The sequence below is a fragment of the Streptomyces morookaense genome, from assembly GCF_013030945.1.
Lineage (GTDB): Bacteria > Actinomycetota > Actinomycetes > Streptomycetales > Streptomycetaceae > Streptomyces > Streptomyces morookaensis.
This window is the reverse complement of the sequence record NZ_JABBXF010000023.1, coordinates 103,506-119,903: the sequence shown is the minus strand read 5'-3', so window position 1 is coordinate 119,903 and position 16,398 is coordinate 103,506. Positions and strand designations below refer to the sequence as shown.

The 16,398-nt window shown below is 73.0% G+C and carries 14 protein-coding genes; 7 read left to right on the top strand and 7 right to left on the bottom strand.

Translation table 11 applies throughout. The annotated features are described in order from the left end of the window. Nucleotides 1-119: 119 nt before the first annotated feature. Together HG542_RS12120 and HG542_RS12115 are read left to right on the top strand one after the other, a co-directional pair. Nucleotides 120-611 (top strand): ribonuclease FAU-1 family protein, encoded by a 492-nt coding sequence (locus HG542_RS12120; protein WP_171080488.1) that lies wholly within the window; start codon nt 120-122, stop codon nt 609-611. A gap of 4 nt (nt 612-615) precedes the next feature. Further along, complete coding sequence (locus tag HG542_RS12115; protein ID WP_171080486.1) at nt 616-2,100, top strand: carboxyl transferase domain-containing protein; 1,485 nt, start codon at nt 616-618, stop codon at nt 2,098-2,100. Between the two features lie 89 nt (nt 2,101-2,189). On the opposite strand, the gene HG542_RS12110 is transcribed toward HG542_RS12115, so the two are convergent. Further along, on the bottom strand, nt 2,190-3,125 hold the full coding sequence (locus HG542_RS12110) for a GNAT family N-acetyltransferase (RefSeq protein WP_171080484.1): 936 nt from the start codon (nt 3,123-3,125) through the stop codon (nt 2,190-2,192). A gap of 119 nt (nt 3,126-3,244) precedes the next feature. Between HG542_RS12110 and asnB the strand changes: the two genes are divergently transcribed. The 5 genes from asnB to HG542_RS12085 all read left to right on the top strand — a co-directional run bounded on the left by asnB (nt 3,245) and on the right by HG542_RS12085 (nt 7,943). Continuing rightward, on the top strand, nt 3,245-5,098 hold the full coding sequence (asnB, locus tag HG542_RS12105; protein ID WP_171080482.1) for an asparagine synthase (glutamine-hydrolyzing): 1,854 nt from the start codon (nt 3,245-3,247) through the stop codon (nt 5,096-5,098). A gap of 51 nt (nt 5,099-5,149) precedes the next feature. Then, nucleotides 5,150-5,524, top strand: a complete 375-nt coding sequence (locus HG542_RS12100; protein WP_171080480.1) for a GntR family transcriptional regulator — start codon at nt 5,150-5,152, stop codon at nt 5,522-5,524. Nucleotides 5,525-5,622: 98 nt separating this feature from the next. Next, nucleotides 5,623-6,981 (top strand): xylan 1,4-beta-xylosidase, encoded by a 1,359-nt coding sequence (locus tag HG542_RS12095; protein ID WP_171080478.1) that lies wholly within the window; start codon nt 5,623-5,625, stop codon nt 6,979-6,981. Between the two features lie 123 nt (nt 6,982-7,104). Beyond that, nucleotides 7,105-7,362 (top strand): hypothetical protein, encoded by a 258-nt coding sequence (locus HG542_RS12090; protein ID WP_171080477.1) that lies wholly within the window; start codon nt 7,105-7,107, stop codon nt 7,360-7,362. Continuing rightward, nucleotides 7,359-7,943, top strand: coding sequence for a hypothetical protein (locus tag HG542_RS12085; protein ID WP_171080475.1), 585 nt, complete (start codon nt 7,359-7,361; stop codon nt 7,941-7,943). The genes HG542_RS12090 and HG542_RS12085 overlap by 4 nt, the downstream gene beginning before the upstream one ends. A gap of 120 nt (nt 7,944-8,063) precedes the next feature. Here the strand turns inward: HG542_RS12085 and HG542_RS12080 are convergent, their stop codons facing one another. The 6 genes from HG542_RS12080 to HG542_RS12055 all read right to left on the bottom strand — a co-directional run bounded on the left by HG542_RS12080 (nt 8,064) and on the right by HG542_RS12055 (nt 16,332). Further along, nucleotides 8,064-11,744 carry a lipopolysaccharide biosynthesis protein gene (locus HG542_RS12080; protein WP_171080473.1) on the bottom strand — a complete coding sequence of 1,227 codons (3,681 nt, stop codon included), beginning with the start codon at nt 11,742-11,744 and terminating at the stop codon, nt 8,064-8,066. After that, nucleotides 11,737-12,537: a polysaccharide deacetylase family protein gene (locus HG542_RS12075; protein WP_171080471.1), complete on the bottom strand. Its 801-nt coding sequence runs from the start codon at nt 12,535-12,537 to the stop codon at nt 11,737-11,739. Before HG542_RS12075 ends, HG542_RS12080 begins: the two co-directional genes overlap by 8 nt. After that, the gene (locus tag HG542_RS12070; RefSeq protein WP_171080469.1) at nt 12,534-13,604 is read right to left on the bottom strand and encodes a glycosyltransferase family 2 protein; all 1,071 of its coding nucleotides are present in this window, start codon (nt 13,602-13,604) and stop codon (nt 12,534-12,536) included. Before HG542_RS12070 ends, HG542_RS12075 begins: the two co-directional genes overlap by 4 nt. Beyond that, a complete protein-coding gene (locus HG542_RS12065) occupies nt 13,601-14,437 on the bottom strand; it encodes a glycosyltransferase family 2 protein (RefSeq protein ID WP_171080467.1) in 837 nt (278 codons plus the stop codon). Before HG542_RS12065 ends, HG542_RS12070 begins: the two co-directional genes overlap by 4 nt. A gap of 406 nt (nt 14,438-14,843) precedes the next feature. Next, a complete protein-coding gene (locus tag HG542_RS12060) occupies nt 14,844-15,938 on the bottom strand; it encodes a GNAT family N-acetyltransferase (protein ID WP_171080465.1) in 1,095 nt (364 codons plus the stop codon). Between the two features lies 1 nt (nt 15,939). Next, nucleotides 15,940-16,332: a hypothetical protein gene (locus tag HG542_RS12055; RefSeq protein WP_171080463.1), complete on the bottom strand. Its 393-nt coding sequence runs from the start codon at nt 16,330-16,332 to the stop codon at nt 15,940-15,942. Between the last annotated feature and the right edge of the window lie 66 nt (nt 16,333-16,398).

Sequence of the window (16,398 nt, the reverse complement as noted above, 5' to 3'; positions counted from 1 at the left end):
CTGGTCGCGCAGTTCCCCGCGCCCCTTACGGGGCACAGCCCCGCGCCCCTGACGGGGCGCCCGGTGCGGGGCACGAAAACCACTGGCCCAAGCGGTGGGCACCGCGAGACGCTGCACCCATGATCACCACCGTGCGGCTCGTCAAAGCCCCCCGCCCCGACACCCGTTACCCCGCGACCCTCGTCCACGACGACGGCACCCGCGTCGTCGTCCGCGCCCCCTGGGCCGGCGCAGCCGCCCGTGACTTCGGGTTCGTCCGCTTCGAGGAGGGCGACGTGTTCACCGAGCACTACTGGCGCGACCGCTGGTACTCCGTCAAGGAGGTCCGCGACGCCCGCGGCACGCTCAAGGGCTGGTACTGCGACATCACCCGGCCCGCCCGTGTCGAGGACGGCACGCTCGTCGTGACCGACCTCGACCTCGACCTGTGGCGCTCCGCGGACGGCACCGCCGTCCTCCGCCTCGACGAGGACGAGTTCGCCGAGAGCGGCCTGGCCGAGCGCGACCCCGTCGCCGCGGCACGGGCCGTCGCCGCCCTCGACGAGCTGGAGGACCTCGCCCGCACCGCAGGCGGGTTCGAGGAGCTGCTCCGCCTCCCCGTGGCAGGGTGACCCCATGCACACCCCCGCGCTCGACCTCATCGCGGCCGTCGTCGACCCCGGCAGCTGGCGCTGCTGGGACGAGCCCCTCGCGCTGACCGAGGACGACCCCGGCTACCGCGCCGACCTGCTCGCCGCCCGCCGGCGCACCGGGCTCGACGAGTCCGTCGTCACCGGCGAAGGACTGCTGCACGGGCGCCGGGTGGCCGTCGTGGCCTGCGAATTCCGGTTCCTGGCCGGGTCGATCGGGGTCGCGGCCGGGGAGCGGCTGGTGCGCGCCGTGGAACGGGCCACGGCCGAACGGCTGCCGCTGCTCGCCGCCCCCGCCTCCGGCGGCACCCGCATGCAGGAGGGGACCATCGCCTTCCTGCAGATGGTGAAGGTCGCCGCCGCGATCACCGAGCACAAGGCCGCCGGACTGCCGTACCTCGTCCACCTCCGGCACCCCACGACCGGCGGCGTCCTCGCCTCGTGGGGCTCCCTCGGCCACCTCACCTCCGCCGAACCCGGCGCGCTCATCGGCTTCCTGGGCCCCCGGGTCCACCAGGCGCTGTACGGCGAGGAGTTCCCGGCGGGAGTGCAGGTCGCGGAGAACCTGCTGGCGAACGGGCTGGTCGATGCGGTGTTGCCTGCGGCACGCCTGGGCGGGGTCGCGGCGCGGGCGTTGTCGGTGCTGTGCGACAGCGGTGCGGAGGGGTCGCCGCTTCCCGACGCGGGGGAGCCCCTTGCGGGGGAGCCGCCCTCCACCGCCGAATCGATCCGGCGCTCGCGGCGGCCGGAACGGCCCGGGGTGCGGGAGTTCCTGGCGGCGGCCGCCGCCGATGTCACGCTCCTGAGCGGTACGGGCGCCGGGGAGCGCGACCCCGGGCTGCTGCTTGCCCTCGCCCGGGTCGGGGGTGCGGCCTGTGTCGTCCTCGGCCACGACCGCGGCAGCCGGGCCACGCCCGCCGCGGGTGTCCCGGAGCACGGGCAGGCCCTCGGGCCCGCCGGGCTGCGGGCCGCGCGGCGGGGCATGCGCATCGCGGCCGAACTGGGGCTGCCGCTGCTCACCGTCGTCGACACGGCCGGGGCCGCGCTGTCCCGCGAGGCCGAGGAGGGCGGCCTCGCGGGCGAGATCGCGCGGTGCCTCGCCGACATGGTGACCCTGGACGCACCGACCGTGTGCCTGCTGCTGGGCCAGGGCGCGGGCGGTGCCGCGCTCGCCCTGCTCCCGGCCGACCGGGTGATCGCGGCGCGGCATGCCTGGCTGTCGCCGCTGCCGCCGGAGGGGGCCGCGGCGATTCTCCATCGCACCACGGAGCGGGCGTTCGAAGTCGCGGACCGGCAAGGGGTGCGGTCCGCCGATCTGTTGGGGCGGGGGATCGTGGACCGGATTGTCGAGGAGGGGGATGGCTTCCTGCCGCGGTTGGGGTGGGTTGCCGGTGCGGAGTTGAGTGCCGTGCGGGCGCTTGCGCCCGAGGAGCGGCGGGTGGAGCGGAGGGCGCGGTATCGGCGCCTGTAGTCAACTGCGGGCCGGTGGGGGGCTGGTCGCGCCCACGCGGCGGAGCCGCATATCGACACAGCCCCGCGCCCCTTACGGGGCGCCCCCGCTCACCCCAGTTCCCGTACGCAATGCCATTCGTCCGCCGCCGGGCCGTACCCGAACCAGCGGTTCACCGCCAGCATCGGGCCGTTCCCGGCATCGTTGCCGGTGAACGCCTCCACACACCCCGCCTCGCGGGCCAGGTGGAGTGAGCGGTTCTTCACCAGCCGCGCCAACCCCCGCCCGCGCCAGTCCCGCAGGGCCCCCGTCATCGCCGACATGTACCGCCCCCTCCCATCGGTCCGCGCCAGCGAAAACGCCACCGGCGTCCCACCGTCCACCGCGACCACGGACAGGTCACGGTCCAGCCCCGGCCGTTCCCAGTGGGCCGCCAGCCAGTCCTCGTACGGGATCGGCTCCCTCTCCACCTCCCCCGGTTCGTCGAGCGACACCGCCGCGTCCAGCTCGTACAACGGCCGCGGATCGGCCGCGAAGTCCGCGACCGTCCGCAGCTCGATCCCGGCCGGCGGCGCCGTCTCCGGCGGCAGCACGGCGAGGTCCAGGCGCAGGAAGCGGGCCTTGCGGCGCGGCTCGTAGCCCCGGCGGCCGGCCCAGGCGACGGAGTGGCCGTCATCCAGGGCCCACGTGTACACGGACCGGGCGCCCAGCCCGGCCAGGTGCCCTTCGGCCGCCGCCAGCAGCGCCGACCCGGCGCCCCGGCCGGTCGCGTCGGGGTGGACGTACAGGTTGCAGTAGGCCTTCCCCGGCTCGGGGCTGTCGAAGAACAGGCCGGTCCGGGCGGTGCCCACGACGGCGCCGTCCAACTCGGCCACCAGCAGCCGGTAATGCGCCTCCGCGGGCGAGTGCTCCGCCTCCCACGCCAGCAGCTCCGGCGTGACCAGCATGAACGGCAGTGCGGCGCGCCGCGTTTCGGCCGCGGCCGCCGCGTCCTCGGGGTCGTCGTGGCGCAGGTCCCGGACCCGTACGGGTGTCGTCTGTGTCATGACGGAAACGTAGGCGGCCCAACTGGCCTGTTTCAAAAGGTTTTAGCTGCTCATAGATGGCCTATGCATCTATGGCGGCGTAGCGTCACGCCCGATCCGTTGACGAAAGGGGTACGGCAATGTGCGGTATCACCGGTTGGGTTTCCTACGACAGGGATCTCACCACCGAGCGCGGCACCCTTGAAGCGATGACCCGGACCATGGCCTTCCGCGGCCCGGACGCCGCAGGCATATGGCTCGACACCCACGCCGCCCTGGGACACCGCCGGCTGGCCGTCATCGACATCGAGGGCGGCAAGCAGCCCATGCTCGTCGAGCACGACGGGCGCACACTGCTCGCCACCACCTACAGCGGCGAGGTCTACAACTACCGCGAGCTGCGCGCCGAGCTGGAGTCCCACGGCCACACCTTCCGCACCAGCAGCGACACCGAGGTGGTGCTGCACGCCTACCTCGAATGGGGCGAGGACTTCACCCGGCGCCTGAACGGCATGTACGCCTTCGCCCTGTGGGACCCGCGCACCGAGGAACTGCTCCTGGTCCGCGACCGCATGGGCATCAAACCCCTCTACTACTGGCCCACTTCGGACGGCGTGCTCTTCGGGTCCGAGCCCAAGGCCATCCTCGCCCACCCCGCCGTGCGCCCCGCCGTCGACGCGGAGGGCCTCGCCGAACTCGTCGGCTGGGCCAAGACGCCCGGCCACGCCGTCTACCGGGGCATGTACGAACTGCGCCCCGGCCACACCGCCCGCGTGCGGCGCTCCGGGCTGACCGTCCGGCGCTACTGGTCCCTCGAAGCCCGCGAGCACACCGACGACACCGCCACCACCGTCCGGCACATCCGCGAACTGCTCGACGACATCGTCACCCGCCAGCTGATCGCCGACGTCCCGCTGTGCACCCTGCTCTCCGGCGGACTCGACTCCTCCGCCATCACCGCCCTCGCCGCCAAGGGCCTGGCCGACGCCGGCAGCGGGCCGGTGCGGTCCTTCTCGGTCGACTTCACCGGCTACACCGAGAACTTCAAGGCCGACACCCTGCGGCCCACCCCCGACGGGCCGTACGCCCACGCCCTCGCCGAGCATGTGCGCTCCGACCACAGCGACATCGTGCTCGACACCGCCGCCCTCATGGACCGGGCCCACCGCGACGCCGTCCTGAACGCCCGTGACATGCCGATGGGTTTCGGCGACGGGGACACCTCGCTCTACCTCCTCTTCAAGGCGATCCGCGAACAGTCCACGGTCGCCCTGTCCGGGGAGTCCGCGGACGAGGTCTTCGGCGGCTACCGCTGGTTCCACGACCCCGAGGCCGTGCACTCCGACACCTTCCCATGGGTCGCGGGCGGCGTCTTCGACCGGTTCGCCGGGGAGCAGAGCGGCGCCGGCACCTCCCTGTTCGACCCGGGCTTCCTCGCCAAGCTCGACCTCCCCGGCTACCAGGCCGCCCGCTACCGGGAGGCCCTCGACGAGATCTCGTACCTGCCCGGCGAGAGCGGACTGCAGCGCCGCATGCGCGAGGTCAGCTATCTGCACCTGACCCGCTTCGTGCAACTGCTCCTCGACCGCAAGGACCGCGCCAGCATGGCCGTCGGGCTGGAGGTGCGGGTGCCGTTCTGCGACCACCGGCTGGTCGAGTACGTCTACAACACCCCGTGGGCGCTCAAGACCTTCGACGGGCGCGAGAAGTCCCTGCTGCGCGCCGCCGTGCGCGACGTGCTCCCCGACATCGTGGCGGACCGGGTCAAGAGCCCGTACCCCAGCACCCAGGACCCGCGCTACGCGGCCGCCCTCGGTGCGGAACTGCGGCGGGTGCTCGACGACAAGGACGCCCCCGTGCGGCCGCTGCTGGACACCGCCGGTGTCGCCCAGGCGCTCTCGGGCGACGCGGGGGAGGCCTTCCGGACGGGCACGGAACTGGTGCTGGGGCTCAACACGTGGCTCGCCTCGTACGGAACCGCACTCGAGCTGTAGCGTCCTGACGCACAATAGGTGCGACCACACCCCTCAGCATGGAGTTCCACCGTGGCGTTGCACCTGACCGTCGACCCGGAAGCGGCCGAACCGCCCTACGAGCAGATCCGCGCCCGCATCGCGGAGCGCGCCCGCTCCGGCGAACTGCCCGTGGGCTACAAGCTCCCGACGGTACGCGGGTTCGCGGAGGACCTCGGACTCGCCGCGAACACGGTGGCCAAGGCGTACCGGGCGCTGGAGGCGGACGGGGTGATCGAGACGCGGGGCCGCAACGGGACGTTCATTGCGGCCCAGGGGGACGGGGCGGCCCGCGAGGCCGCGTCCGCTGCGCGGGGCTTTGCCGAGCGGGCGCGGCGGTTGGGGCTCGACCGGGCGGCCGCCCTCGCCGCTGCGGAGGATGCGGTGCGAGCCGTGTACGAGGGCTGACCGCCCACGGCGGTTCGGCCTTTCGGCTGCGGGCCGTGGGTGGTTGCTCGCGCAGTTCCCCGCGTCCCTGACGGGGCGCGGGGATACCCTTGGCCGTGATGGGACGTCATGACGGAAATCGGGCGCACCTCGTCGCCCTGGTCGCGGCCGTCGTCGCCGCGTTCGTAATGCTGCTCTGTGCCGGCGGCTGCCAGTCCGGCGGCCGCGCGCGCGGCGCCCAGGGCGTACCGAACACCGGCGGCACCCCCGCCTACCTCGGCTTCGGGTTCACGCACACCCAGTACAGCGCCGACCTCGGCAACGACGGCGCCCGCAGGACCGCCGCCGGCGTGCTCTCCGCCGATCCCATGCCGCAGAACCAGCACATCATGGGCTGGGGCGCCGACAACCCCGAGCCCAGACCGGGCTCCTACAACTTCGGCGACCTCGACCGCCGCGTCGCCCTCATGCGCAGCACCCATGCCACGCCGGTGCTCACCCTGTGCTGCGCCCCGGACTGGATGAAGGGCGGCGGGAACCGCACCAACTGGTCCCAGAAGTCCCTGGAGACGGCGCCCGACCGGGCCCACTACAAGGACTTCGCCGCCCTCGCCGGCGTGATCGCCAAACGCTACCCGGACGTCCGGCACTTCATCGTGTGGAACGAGTTCAAGGGCTTCTACGACGATTCCAGGAAGCGCTGGGACTACGAGGGGTACACCGAGCTCTACAACCTCGTCTACGCGGAGATCAAGAAACAGAACAGGAACGCCCTCGTCGGCGGTCCGTATGTCGTCATGGACACCGAGACACCCGGGAACGCCTCCAACGCATCGTCCTTGCAAGGGCCTTGGGGAGTGGTCGACCAGCGGGCCGTCGACGCCCTGGAGTACTGGGACAAGCACAAGGCGGGGGCCGACTTCGTCGTCGTCGACGGCTCCAGCTACACGCGCGACGGCAACCGGATGCTGCCCGACGAGTTCGCGGCCACCCGCAAGTTCGGCGACGTCAGCACCTGGCTGACGAAGACCACGGGGCTGCCCGTGTGGTGGGCCGAGTGGTACGTGGAGCCGCCCGACGCCCAGGACAACCGCCGCGGCTGGACGGAGCCGCACCGCGTCGCCGTCCAGGCCACGGCCATGATGGAGCTGGCCGGGGCCGGCGTGGCCACCGCCTTCTACTGGAACCCCGAGGAGGAGACCGCCGACTGCCCCGGCTGTCTGTGGAGCGCCACCCAACTCTCCGACGGCGGTGACAAGTTGCCGATGATGGACCTGCTGCAGCGCTTCGCCGCGGCCTTCCACCCCGGCACGCACCTCCGCACCCCCGACGTCGGCGGGCCCGACGCCGCGCATCTGCGCACCCTCGCCTCGGACCGGACGGTGCTGGTCGTCAACACGCTGGACCGGCCCGTCACCGCCACGGTGGACGGGCACGCCGTCGGACTGGGGGCGTACGAGGTCCGCTGGCTCACCTGAGGCACCACCCGTGCGCCGGGTGGGGCTCCGTCCCGGCGGTTGCCTTTCGCCCCCGGGCGCCGCAACACTGCGAGCGGCGTCCGGATCGCCCCGTCTCCCCGCCGTGTCCGAAAGGCTCCACCCATGTGCGAAAGCGCGACCAAGGCGCTGGTCATCGTCGATGCGGAAGGCAACTACTACGTTCTGCCCGGGGAGGTCATCTCGCTGGCCAAGGCGGCCCCCGAGGCGCAGGACGCGATAGCCGAGCGGCTGGCCTCCCACGCCAGGGTGCCGCTGGCCGAGGGCTATTGCTTCGCGGGCGTGCTGACCGTCCCGGCCGAGGACGAACTGGCCCACTACACGCCGGACGTGGCCTGGCCGAACGCCGCCGACACTCCGTGAGGGCCGCCCAACGGGCTCTGGCCGCCGAGGGGTTCGTCTGCGTCCCCGGCCTGTGGGGCCGGGAGCTGGCCGACGGGCTCGCCGCGGAGGCGAGTGCCTGCCGGCCGCATGCCCGGATACCCGCGAACGGGCCGCGCACCCCCGTCACCGCCCGGCGGCGCGGCACCCCGGCCGCCAACGGCCCGCTGCTGGCCCGCTTGCACTTGGGCCTCACGGGCACGGCGCGGGCCTTGAGCGGGCGGCTGTTGGTGCCCACCTTTGCCGCCTACGGCTATTACGAGGGCGACGACGCGGTGTATCTGCACACCGATACCGCACAGTGCGACCTCACGCTGCTCACCACGGCCTGTGGGGAGGTGGGGCCGTTGCATGTGCACCCGGAACTGGCCGGGCGGACCATGGCGGAGCTCGGATCGCTGGAGAGCGATCCGAGCTGGGACCGTGCAAGCGGAACGCCCGTCCGCTACCCGGCGACCGGGATCGTCGCTCTCGCCGGTCACCGCATTCCGCATCACCGGCCCGGCCGGCCGGCCCCCGGCTTGAACGCGGTGGCCGCGCTTTGCTACCGCGCGCTGTACTGAGTGCTCTGTCGACTGCGGGCGCGTCGTGGCTGGTCGCGCAGTTCCTCCCCCAGCTACCTCCCCCAGCTACCGCTGGGGGGACCCCCAGAGGTGCCCCCAGCGCCCCTTACGGGGCGCGGTCTACGACATCGTCACCAACCGCTGCACCAGCACCGCCACCAGTACCCCCAGCAACGGCAACGCGAACCAGAACGACCCCTGCAGCCACCGCAGTTGCCGCACCCCGGGGCGTACCCCGACCCGGATCAGTTCGCGTGCCGTCAGCAGCACCAGCAGGGCCACCGCGGCGAGGCCGCCGATCACCGACACCGGTGTCCACGTCACCCGCGGCCCCGCCGGCCCCGGTCGGGGCCGCCCCGCCTCCCCGGACGGCTTCCGCTTCAGCTCGTACAGCACCGCGTCGTCATTCGACAGCACCCGCCGCAGCTCCGGCCGCTTGTCCAGTGTGCTGCGCATCTCCCGCTGCCAGTCGGGGGAGTAGCCGGCGCTCATCTCCAGGTACGTCGACTGTCCGGTGCTGATCATGAGATACGCGTTCGGCCCGGCCTCGCGCAGCCGCGTCACCAGGCCGGGGACGTCGACCGGCGTGCGGGGCGCCAGGACCGGGTCGTAGAACACCCGCTCCATGTCGCGCGAGCCCCACGGCATGGCCGGGGTGACGTCGCTGACGGTGTTGCTGCTCATCCACAGCAGCCGCACGGTCGGCTTGTCGTGGGCGTACACGTAGTCCATGGCGGCGACTTCGCCGGGGCGGACCTGCTCGAAGGACTCGTTGCCCCAGCGGGCCACGAGGAAGCCGAAGACGAGGACGAGCCCGGCGAGCAGCGCCGCCGCCACCGGGACCGCCGGGCCGCGGCCCTTCCCCGCGTGCGTGCGCGGGAAGAGGGCCAGCGCGGCGAGGACGCATGCGCCGGGCACGGCGAACAGGAAGACGCGCAGGGCGACTTCGCCGCCGTAGGACTGCATGCCGAAGGCGAGGAACGGGACGCAGGTCAGCACCAGCAGCGACAGGTCGCCGATCCCCGCGCGGCGCCGCCGCCACCAGCCGAGGGCGGCGAAGGCCAGTACGCCGCCGGCGAGCAGGACGCGCACGTACAGCACGAGCTTGTGCGTGCTGCTGCCGCCCTGGATGCGGCCCGAGACGGACGAGGAGACGTTGCCGCCGAGCGACCCGAGGCCGCCGAACAGTTCGTCGAAGTGGCCGGACCAGTAGGGCTCGGCGAGGAAGCCGATCCAGACCGCCAGCATCACGCCGCACAGCAGCGGCAGTCCGCGCAGGGTCGAACGGCGCACCAGCACCAGCACGGTGAGCACGCCCAGCATGACGAACGGCGTCAGCTGGTGGCTGGAGACCGACGCGGCGAACAGGGCGACCAGCAGGGCCAGCAGCACCGCCTGCTGCCCGTGTCCGAGGGGGGCGACCTCCTGCTCGCCGGGCAACAGCTTCCCGCGGAGCTGTCCGGGCCAGCGGAACCACACCAGCAGCACGGCCACGAACAGCAGGTAGAACAGGTAGTTGAGCGACTGCGGCGAGAAGTAGTCCTGGCCGACCCAGCCGCACAGCACGAACAGCCACAGCGCCGTCCACTTCGCCCGCCAGTCCGCGCGCACCGCGCGCAGCAGCAGCGCCAGCGGCGCGAGGCACAGCAATTGCATCGCCGGCGGCCACCAGCGCAGCACCTCGGTGAGGTCGGTGACGCCGCAGGCACGGGCCGCGAAGGCGGCGAGCGCGAAGAAGCCCGGCCAGCTCCAGCGTGCGTCGAGATCGGGGGCGGCCACCCCGGCGCGGTCGATGTAGTCCAGGAACCCCGCGTGCTGCCAGGCCGTGGCGAACCGCGGCTGTGCTTCCAGCAGGGCGGGCACCGCGTGCAGCGAGACGACCGTCAGCACCAGGACGGCCGTCAGCAGCCGGGTGTGCGGGCGGTCCAGCCACAGCGCGGAGACGAACGAGAGGACCAGCAGTGCCGCGCCCACGAGCGTCGCCACCGGCAGCACCGAGATCAGCCCGAGTCCGCCCATGCCGTCCAGGTCGACCTTGCCCGCGGCCCACAGCGGCACCCAGTACAGCGCCAGGGCCACGACGAACAGCCCCCGTACGGCGGCTTCGGGACCGGGCCGGGGCCATCTGCGCTGCTGCTGCTCGCGCGGGGCGGGTGGTTCGGGCTGCACGGACTGTTCCGGCACCGGGGCGGGCGGAGGAGCGGGCGGAGGGGCCGACGGCGTCATCCGGCGTATGTCCGGGCGCCGTTCGGGGTGGTCGAAGTCCACCCGGACGCCCAGCGGGATGGTGTCCACGTCGAGCGCGGCACGCAGCACCCGTACGGTGCTGTCGCGCAACCGCCCGCGCTCGACGGGCGGTTCCTCCTCGGCGGCCTCCCGCCGCGGCTCGTGCCGGGCGGCCGCGCGGTCGCCGTCCACCGCGAGATCCGCCAGGTCGCCGTCCGGCGCGGCCCCGTCGGCGCGCTGCGCGGCATCCGGCGCGGGCGAGGAGCCGCGCAGCACGGCCCGCAGCCGCACCGCCGCGACCGAACAGATCACCGCAAGGCTGGAGACCTCCGCAACACCCTCGCCCGTCAGCCCCATCCGGGGCAGGAGCAGCAGCGTCAGCCCGAGCACCAGCACACAGAGCAGGCCCTGCAGGTAGGCGAGCCCGGCGGTGCGGCTCTGCGCGCGCAGCACCGCGAAGTAGACCTCCATCACCACGCGCAGCGCCGCCCCGACCGCGTACCAGCGCAGCAGCGGCGTCGCCGCGTGGGCGTACCCCGGCCCGAACACCTGCAGGATGTACGGCGCGAGGAAGAACAGCACCAGACAGACCGGAACCATGATCTTGGCCATCCGGCGCAGCGCGGCCCGGCAGTTCTCCGCCAGCCGTGCCGGGTCGTGCGAGCCCTCCACGGTCAGCGAGGCACCCATGTTGATCGCGAGCAGGTTGACGGTGCCGCCGATGGTGGAGGTGATGTAGAAGTAGGCGTTGTCCGTGGAGCTCACCTGCGCGGCGACGATCACCGGGACCAGGTAGACCACGGCCAGCGAGAACAGCGAGCCGGTGCAGTCCCCGGCGAGGAAGCGGCCCATCTCCCGGTAGGAGGCGGGCCGGGCCGTCTGCTCGGTGGCCCGCACATGCGCCGGCACCAGCCGCCGGAAGACCAGCCAGCCCAGCGGCAGCACCGACACGGCGATCGCGACGACCCACGAGACGAACACCCCGGTCACCGGGAGCACCGTCGCCAGCCCGACCAGCAGCGCCAGCTTCACCGCCGAGAAGGCGGTGTTGCCCACCGGCACCCACGGCGCGCTGCGCAGCCCCGTCAGCACCCCGTCCTGCAGGGTGAGCACCGACCAGGCCACCACGGCCAGGACGAAGCCGAGCCCGGGCAGCAGCCCGTGCAGCGACCGGTAGGACGGACCCCACAGCCCCAGCGTGAGCAGGAAGACGCCCGCCGCGGCCGCCACCACCACCGAACTGGCCGCGTACGTGCGGAGGACGAGCCGGCCCGTGGTGCGCCCCGCGACCGGGATGAAGCGGGCCAGCGCGCCCGTGAGCGTCACCGCGGTGAGCCCCGCGAGGAGCTTCATCGCGGCGATGGCCGCCGACCCCTGGCCGACGGCCGACTCCGTGTAGTAGCGCGCGGCCACGAGCCAGTAGCCCAGGCCGAGGACGGCGCTGATGCCGGTGTTGAGCATCAGCGCGAAGGCGTTGCGGAACAGCGGGCTGCCGCCTCCTCTCCCGGGCAGCCGCAGCCTGCGACCGCTCGGCTCCGCTGCCCGCTCCTCGGTCCGGGTGGACGTGTCAGACACGTGCTTCGCTTGCCTTCCTGACGGCCTGGCGGCTCCTGCGGACGATGGCGTACCCCTTCGTCAGAGCCCGGTCCCTGGCGAACAGCCGGCCCACCGCCCGGCCCTCCACCATGCGCTCGAAGTCGGCTATACCCGTCGTGCGCCGCACCGTCACCCGCTGCAGCGCGTACGGTCCCTGCCGGCGCACCGCCATGCCGTTGCCCACGGCGAGCGAGACGGAGAAGCCGGCCGCCCGCACCGCCCCGCGCACCCGCCGGGTGGAATAGCCGTACGGATAGGCGAACGACACCGGCGGGCGGCCGAGTTCGGCGGTGATCAGCTCCCGGCAGTGCTCCACCTCGAACGCCAGCCTGTCCTCGGGCAGCTGGTCGAGCTGCGGATGCGTGTGGCTGTGGCCGCCTATCTCGACGCCGGCGGCGGCCAGTTCGCGGAGCTGGTCCCAGTCGAGCATGAGGTCGAGCGCGCCGCCCGTGTCGTGCCGGCCGCGCAGCCAGCCCGTGGAGGCGAACAGCGTGGCGGCGAAGCCGTGTTCGGCGAGGGCGGGGAGGGCATGGCGGTGCACGCCCTCATAACCGTCGTCGAAGGTGATGAGTACCGGCTTGGGCGGCAGCGGACGCCCCTCGCGCCAGGCGGCGGCCAGTGCCCCGGCCGTCATCGGGGTGAAGCCGAACCCGTGCAGCAGCCACATCTGTTCGGCGAAGGCCTCCGGGGAGACCGAGAGGCCGTAGGCCGCGCGGGCGGGCGCGTGGCCCACGGCGTGGTACATCAGGATCGGCACCGGACCGCCGCTCATGCCGCCGCCTCCCCGGCTTCCGGCTCCGCCTCCGTCGGCACCGGGGACACGGGAGACGTCGGAGCCACCGGCCGTGCCACCGCGAACCGCTGCCCGCGCCGGCGCGCCCGCAGACTGCCCAGGGCGTAGCCCCCGGTGGCGGCGGCCACCCCGGCGACGATGGCCCCGGCCCGGCCCGCGCCCCCGGGCCGGCCCAGCAGGGCGTCCCGCAGCCCGCGGGCCACGCCCGCGGGCAGTACCCGCGTGGTGTAGCGGCGCTCGGAGGCAAGTCCCTGCTGCGGGCCCACACTTCGCGCCACGAGCGCCTTGGACAGGCCCTCGGCGTAGGCCCGGGTGCGGAAGTAGCCGAACCGCTCCCGGGCGGCGGGCACCCGGTGGTGGATCACCGAACGGTCGTCGATGAGCAGCACCGCATCCGGCACGGCCCTGGTCAGCCGGATGCACAGCTCCGTCTCCTCGCCGCCCAGCGGCAGCCGCTGCCCGTCGCGCCCGATGCCGTCGGCGAAGCCGCCGACCGCGGTGAGGGCCGACCTGCGGAAGGAGGCGTTGCCGCCGAGGACGTTGCGCACCTGCACCCGGCCGGGCGGCAGGCCGCGATAGGTGCAGCCCACCACCCAGTCGAACTCCTCGGGGAACCAGGCGGGCCGGCGCCGGGACGCCCAGACGGGCATCGTGCGCCCGCCCACGGCCATGACCCGGGGGTCGGCGTAGCCCTCGGCGAAGTGCAGCAGCCAGTCCCGCTCGGCCACCGCGTCGTCGTCGAGGAAGGCCACCACCTCGCCGGCGGCGGCCCCGGTGCCGGTGTTGCGCCCGGCGGACAGGCCGCGCGGGCCGGCGTTGGCCAGGATGCGCACCCCGCCCGCCCCCGCCCCCGCGCCGTCGTCGCCGAAGGCCTTGGCCAGGCGGCGCAGCAGGGCCGGGTTGTGGTCGACGACGACCAGCGTCTCCAGCGCCGGATAGGACTGGCCGCGCACCGAGGCCACCGCGGCGAGGATGTCGCCCCAGCGGTCCTCGGTGTAGACGCAGATGACGACCGAGACGGACGGACCCGCGTCCGCGGTGGTCAAGAGACGTCCCCGCGGTTGGCGGCCGGTGCGATGGCGAGCCGGGGCTGCGGCCGGGGCCGGCCGCGGCGTTCGCCGCGCTCGCGGAGGATCACCTTCAGCACCCGCAGTCCGTCGCGCACGGCCCGCAGATTGCTGGTGCCGTGGATCCTGACGAACTCATGGCTGGGAATCTCCTGGACCCGCAGGCCCGCCTTGACCACTCTGATGTTCATCAGCGTCTCGACCTCGAAACCGGCGCAGTCCAGGGCGATCTCGTCCAGGCAGCGCTTCCAGAACGCGTTGTAGCCGTAGCAAAGGTCGGTGTAGCGGGCCCCGAACTTGTGATTGACGATGGAGCACAGCACACGGTTGCCGAGCTTGCGGATGAGTGTCATGTCGTCGGTGCCGCCGCCGTTGGCGAAGCGGGATCCCTTGGCGAAGTCGGCGCCCCCGACGAGGGCGGAGACGTAGCGCAGGATCTCGCCCCCGTCCGCGGAGCCGTCGGCGTCGACCATGACGATGATCTCGCCGGTGCAGGCGGCGAAGCCGGTGATCAGCGCATCGCCCTTGCCCTTGCCCAGCTGCTGGACCACCTTGACGGCCGGGCACAGGTCGCGGGCGACCTGGACCGTGTCGTCGGTGGAGTTGCCGTCGACCAGGACCACTTCATGGATCCAGTCGGGAAGCGTCTTGAAGACGTACGGGAGGTTCTCCGCCTCGTTCATGGCGGGAATCACCACGCTCACCGGTGGCCTTATCGCGAACTGCGAGGTCACCGGGCGGTAACGGCGTCCGGATGTCTCCGGGTCGGGATCCTGGTCCTGACTCGCCGCCGGGCGCAGGAACGCACTCATGAGTCCTGTTTCCCTCTCGTCCGGTGGACCGCCCGCCCAAGAGCGGTCCGGTGGTTGTCCGGTTCGAAAAGGGGGTACTCGCCCCGTCCGCACGGCGGGGAACCGCCGTCGGTCCCGGGCGAGTTGGCATGTGTTTCCGGCCGCGCGGCACGCGACTCGGCAGTGTTGACGGCCGAGCGCGGCACCCCCTGCCGCGCCCCGCGCCGGACATCATGGCGGCGCTGTGAGCCCTCCCCGAGCCGCTTGGACATGATGGGCCGATGCGGGTAGATGTACGACGGTATTGAAGCTTGAGACTGAATGGCAAGAGCTGAGGCGGAGACTCCTCCTTTGGTGTGTTTATGCCCGATGCAACCACCCATGGTTGCATGGGCAGTTGGGCGCGGAACAGGGCACCCGAGGGGGTTCAGCCGCCCTCGCGGATGCGCCCCACGCGCTTGAGCAGCCGGTCGGCGGGGTCGAAGAGCCCGGGCCGCGCGAGCACGGTGTTGCGCAGCGCACGCACCGGCGCACGGCGGGCCCGATAGCCCAGGGCAACGGGGTGACGCCTCGTCACCCACCCCTCGGAGACGATGAGTTCGCGTGTCTTCATGGAGTCCTTGTACGCCTTGCCGCCCCTGCCCAGGTCCAGATAGGCCGTTCCCTCCGCGGCCGCCCCCTCGGCCATCCGCAGGTGCAGCACCAGCCCCGGCGAGTACTTGGCGAACCGCGGGTCGTACGCGGGGAACCAGCAGGCCAGCACCGTCGGTGTGCGCAGCCCGAAGTGCGCGGCGACCGGCCGGCCGCCCGCGTAGAGCACGGACAGCAGCCCGGAGAAGGACGCCGTGCGGGTGTGGAAGAGCTGGTCGACGAGGTGGGATATCCAGGGGCGGGCGAAGCGGTCGCTGCGTCCTGTTCTTCGGTACTGCGCCGACTTCCAGCCCGTCAGGAGGCGCAGAACGGCCGGATCGCGCTCGTCGTGCACATAGCGCACCTCGCCCACGTCCCGGCCGAGCCGGCGCTCCTTGGCCAGGGTGGTGCGGGTGAACTTCGGCGACTGCTTGCGCAGCGCCTGCAGATAGTGGGCGAACCCCTGGTCGACGTCGATGACGGGGGAGGCGAAGGAGCCGGAGGCCACGGCCTCGAACGGCTTCTGGCCCTCCACCAGGTGGTCGAACTCCCACAGCGACAGCCCGCAGGCGTGCAGCAGTTCGCGGCTGTCCCACTGGAAGCCCGGCCGGTGCACCAGCCCCTGGGCGTCCGAGACGCCCAGCCCCACGGCCCGGCCCACGCCCAGCCGCGAGCGCTGGAAGGGGAAGAACGCCACCGGTTCGCCGTCCTCCCGGACGGCCGCGATGCGGGTGCCGCGCCGGGTGCGCCCGACCGCGAGGGCGAACTCCGGTGCGAGGAAAGGATTCGCGAGCTGCGGGGAGCCGTCCTCCACCGCCTGCGACTGAAGGGCGGACCACGCTGCCCGGTCGGCCGCCGTGAGTTCGCCGGGCCGGTACACGCTGATGTCCACGTCAGGAAGCCCGACTTCTCGCCGCACGGCTCCGGTGGCGCCGCACGTGGGCCAGCAGGAACACGAGGAGGCTGACGGCCGCGACCGCGGCGACGCCGCCCCGCACGGTCCAGATGTGCAGCGCGAGCATGGTCTGTGCGACCAACAGGTCCACGGCGACGGCCCCGCCGGTGGCCACCACCGACCGGCTCAGGGGGTCGAGGCCGTGCAGCGCGGCCGCCAGGGCGCATGCCGGCGCCACGATCAGGAAGAACAGGGTGAAGGGCGCGCGCAGCGGCGAGCCGATGTCCGCGAGGGCCAGGGCCCAGCCCGCTCCCGCGATGGCCGCGGCGGCTCCCGCGACCACGGGGAGGGAATCGCCGAGCGGCTGCCTCCTCCCGGTGCGCTCGTCCATGCCGCCGGATTCTGCCGGTTCGGCGGGACCGTGGAGATCAGTGAAGCTCTGCATTGGCGACTTTGC

Coding starts and splice junctions, on each gene's coding strand:
- HG542_RS12120 (WP_171080488.1), top strand. CDS start 120: ATGATCACCACCGTGCGGCTCGTCAAAGCCCCCCGCCCCGACACCCGT.
- HG542_RS12115 (WP_171080486.1), top strand. CDS start 616: ATGCACACCCCCGCGCTCGACCTCATCGCGGCCGTCGTCGACCCCGGC.
- HG542_RS12110 (WP_171080484.1), bottom strand. CDS start 3,125: ATGACACAGACGACACCCGTACGGGTCCGGGACCTGCGCCACGACGAC.
- asnB (WP_171080482.1), top strand. CDS start 3,245: ATGTGCGGTATCACCGGTTGGGTTTCCTACGACAGGGATCTCACCACC.
- HG542_RS12095 (WP_171080478.1), top strand. CDS start 5,623: ATGGGACGTCATGACGGAAATCGGGCGCACCTCGTCGCCCTGGTCGCG.
- HG542_RS12090 (WP_171080477.1), top strand. CDS start 7,105: ATGTGCGAAAGCGCGACCAAGGCGCTGGTCATCGTCGATGCGGAAGGC.
- HG542_RS12075 (WP_171080471.1), bottom strand. CDS start 12,537: ATGAGCGGCGGTCCGGTGCCGATCCTGATGTACCACGCCGTGGGCCAC.
- HG542_RS12065 (WP_171080467.1), bottom strand. CDS start 14,437: ATGAGTGCGTTCCTGCGCCCGGCGGCGAGTCAGGACCAGGATCCCGAC.
- HG542_RS12055 (WP_171080463.1), bottom strand. CDS start 16,332: ATGGACGAGCGCACCGGGAGGAGGCAGCCGCTCGGCGATTCCCTCCCC.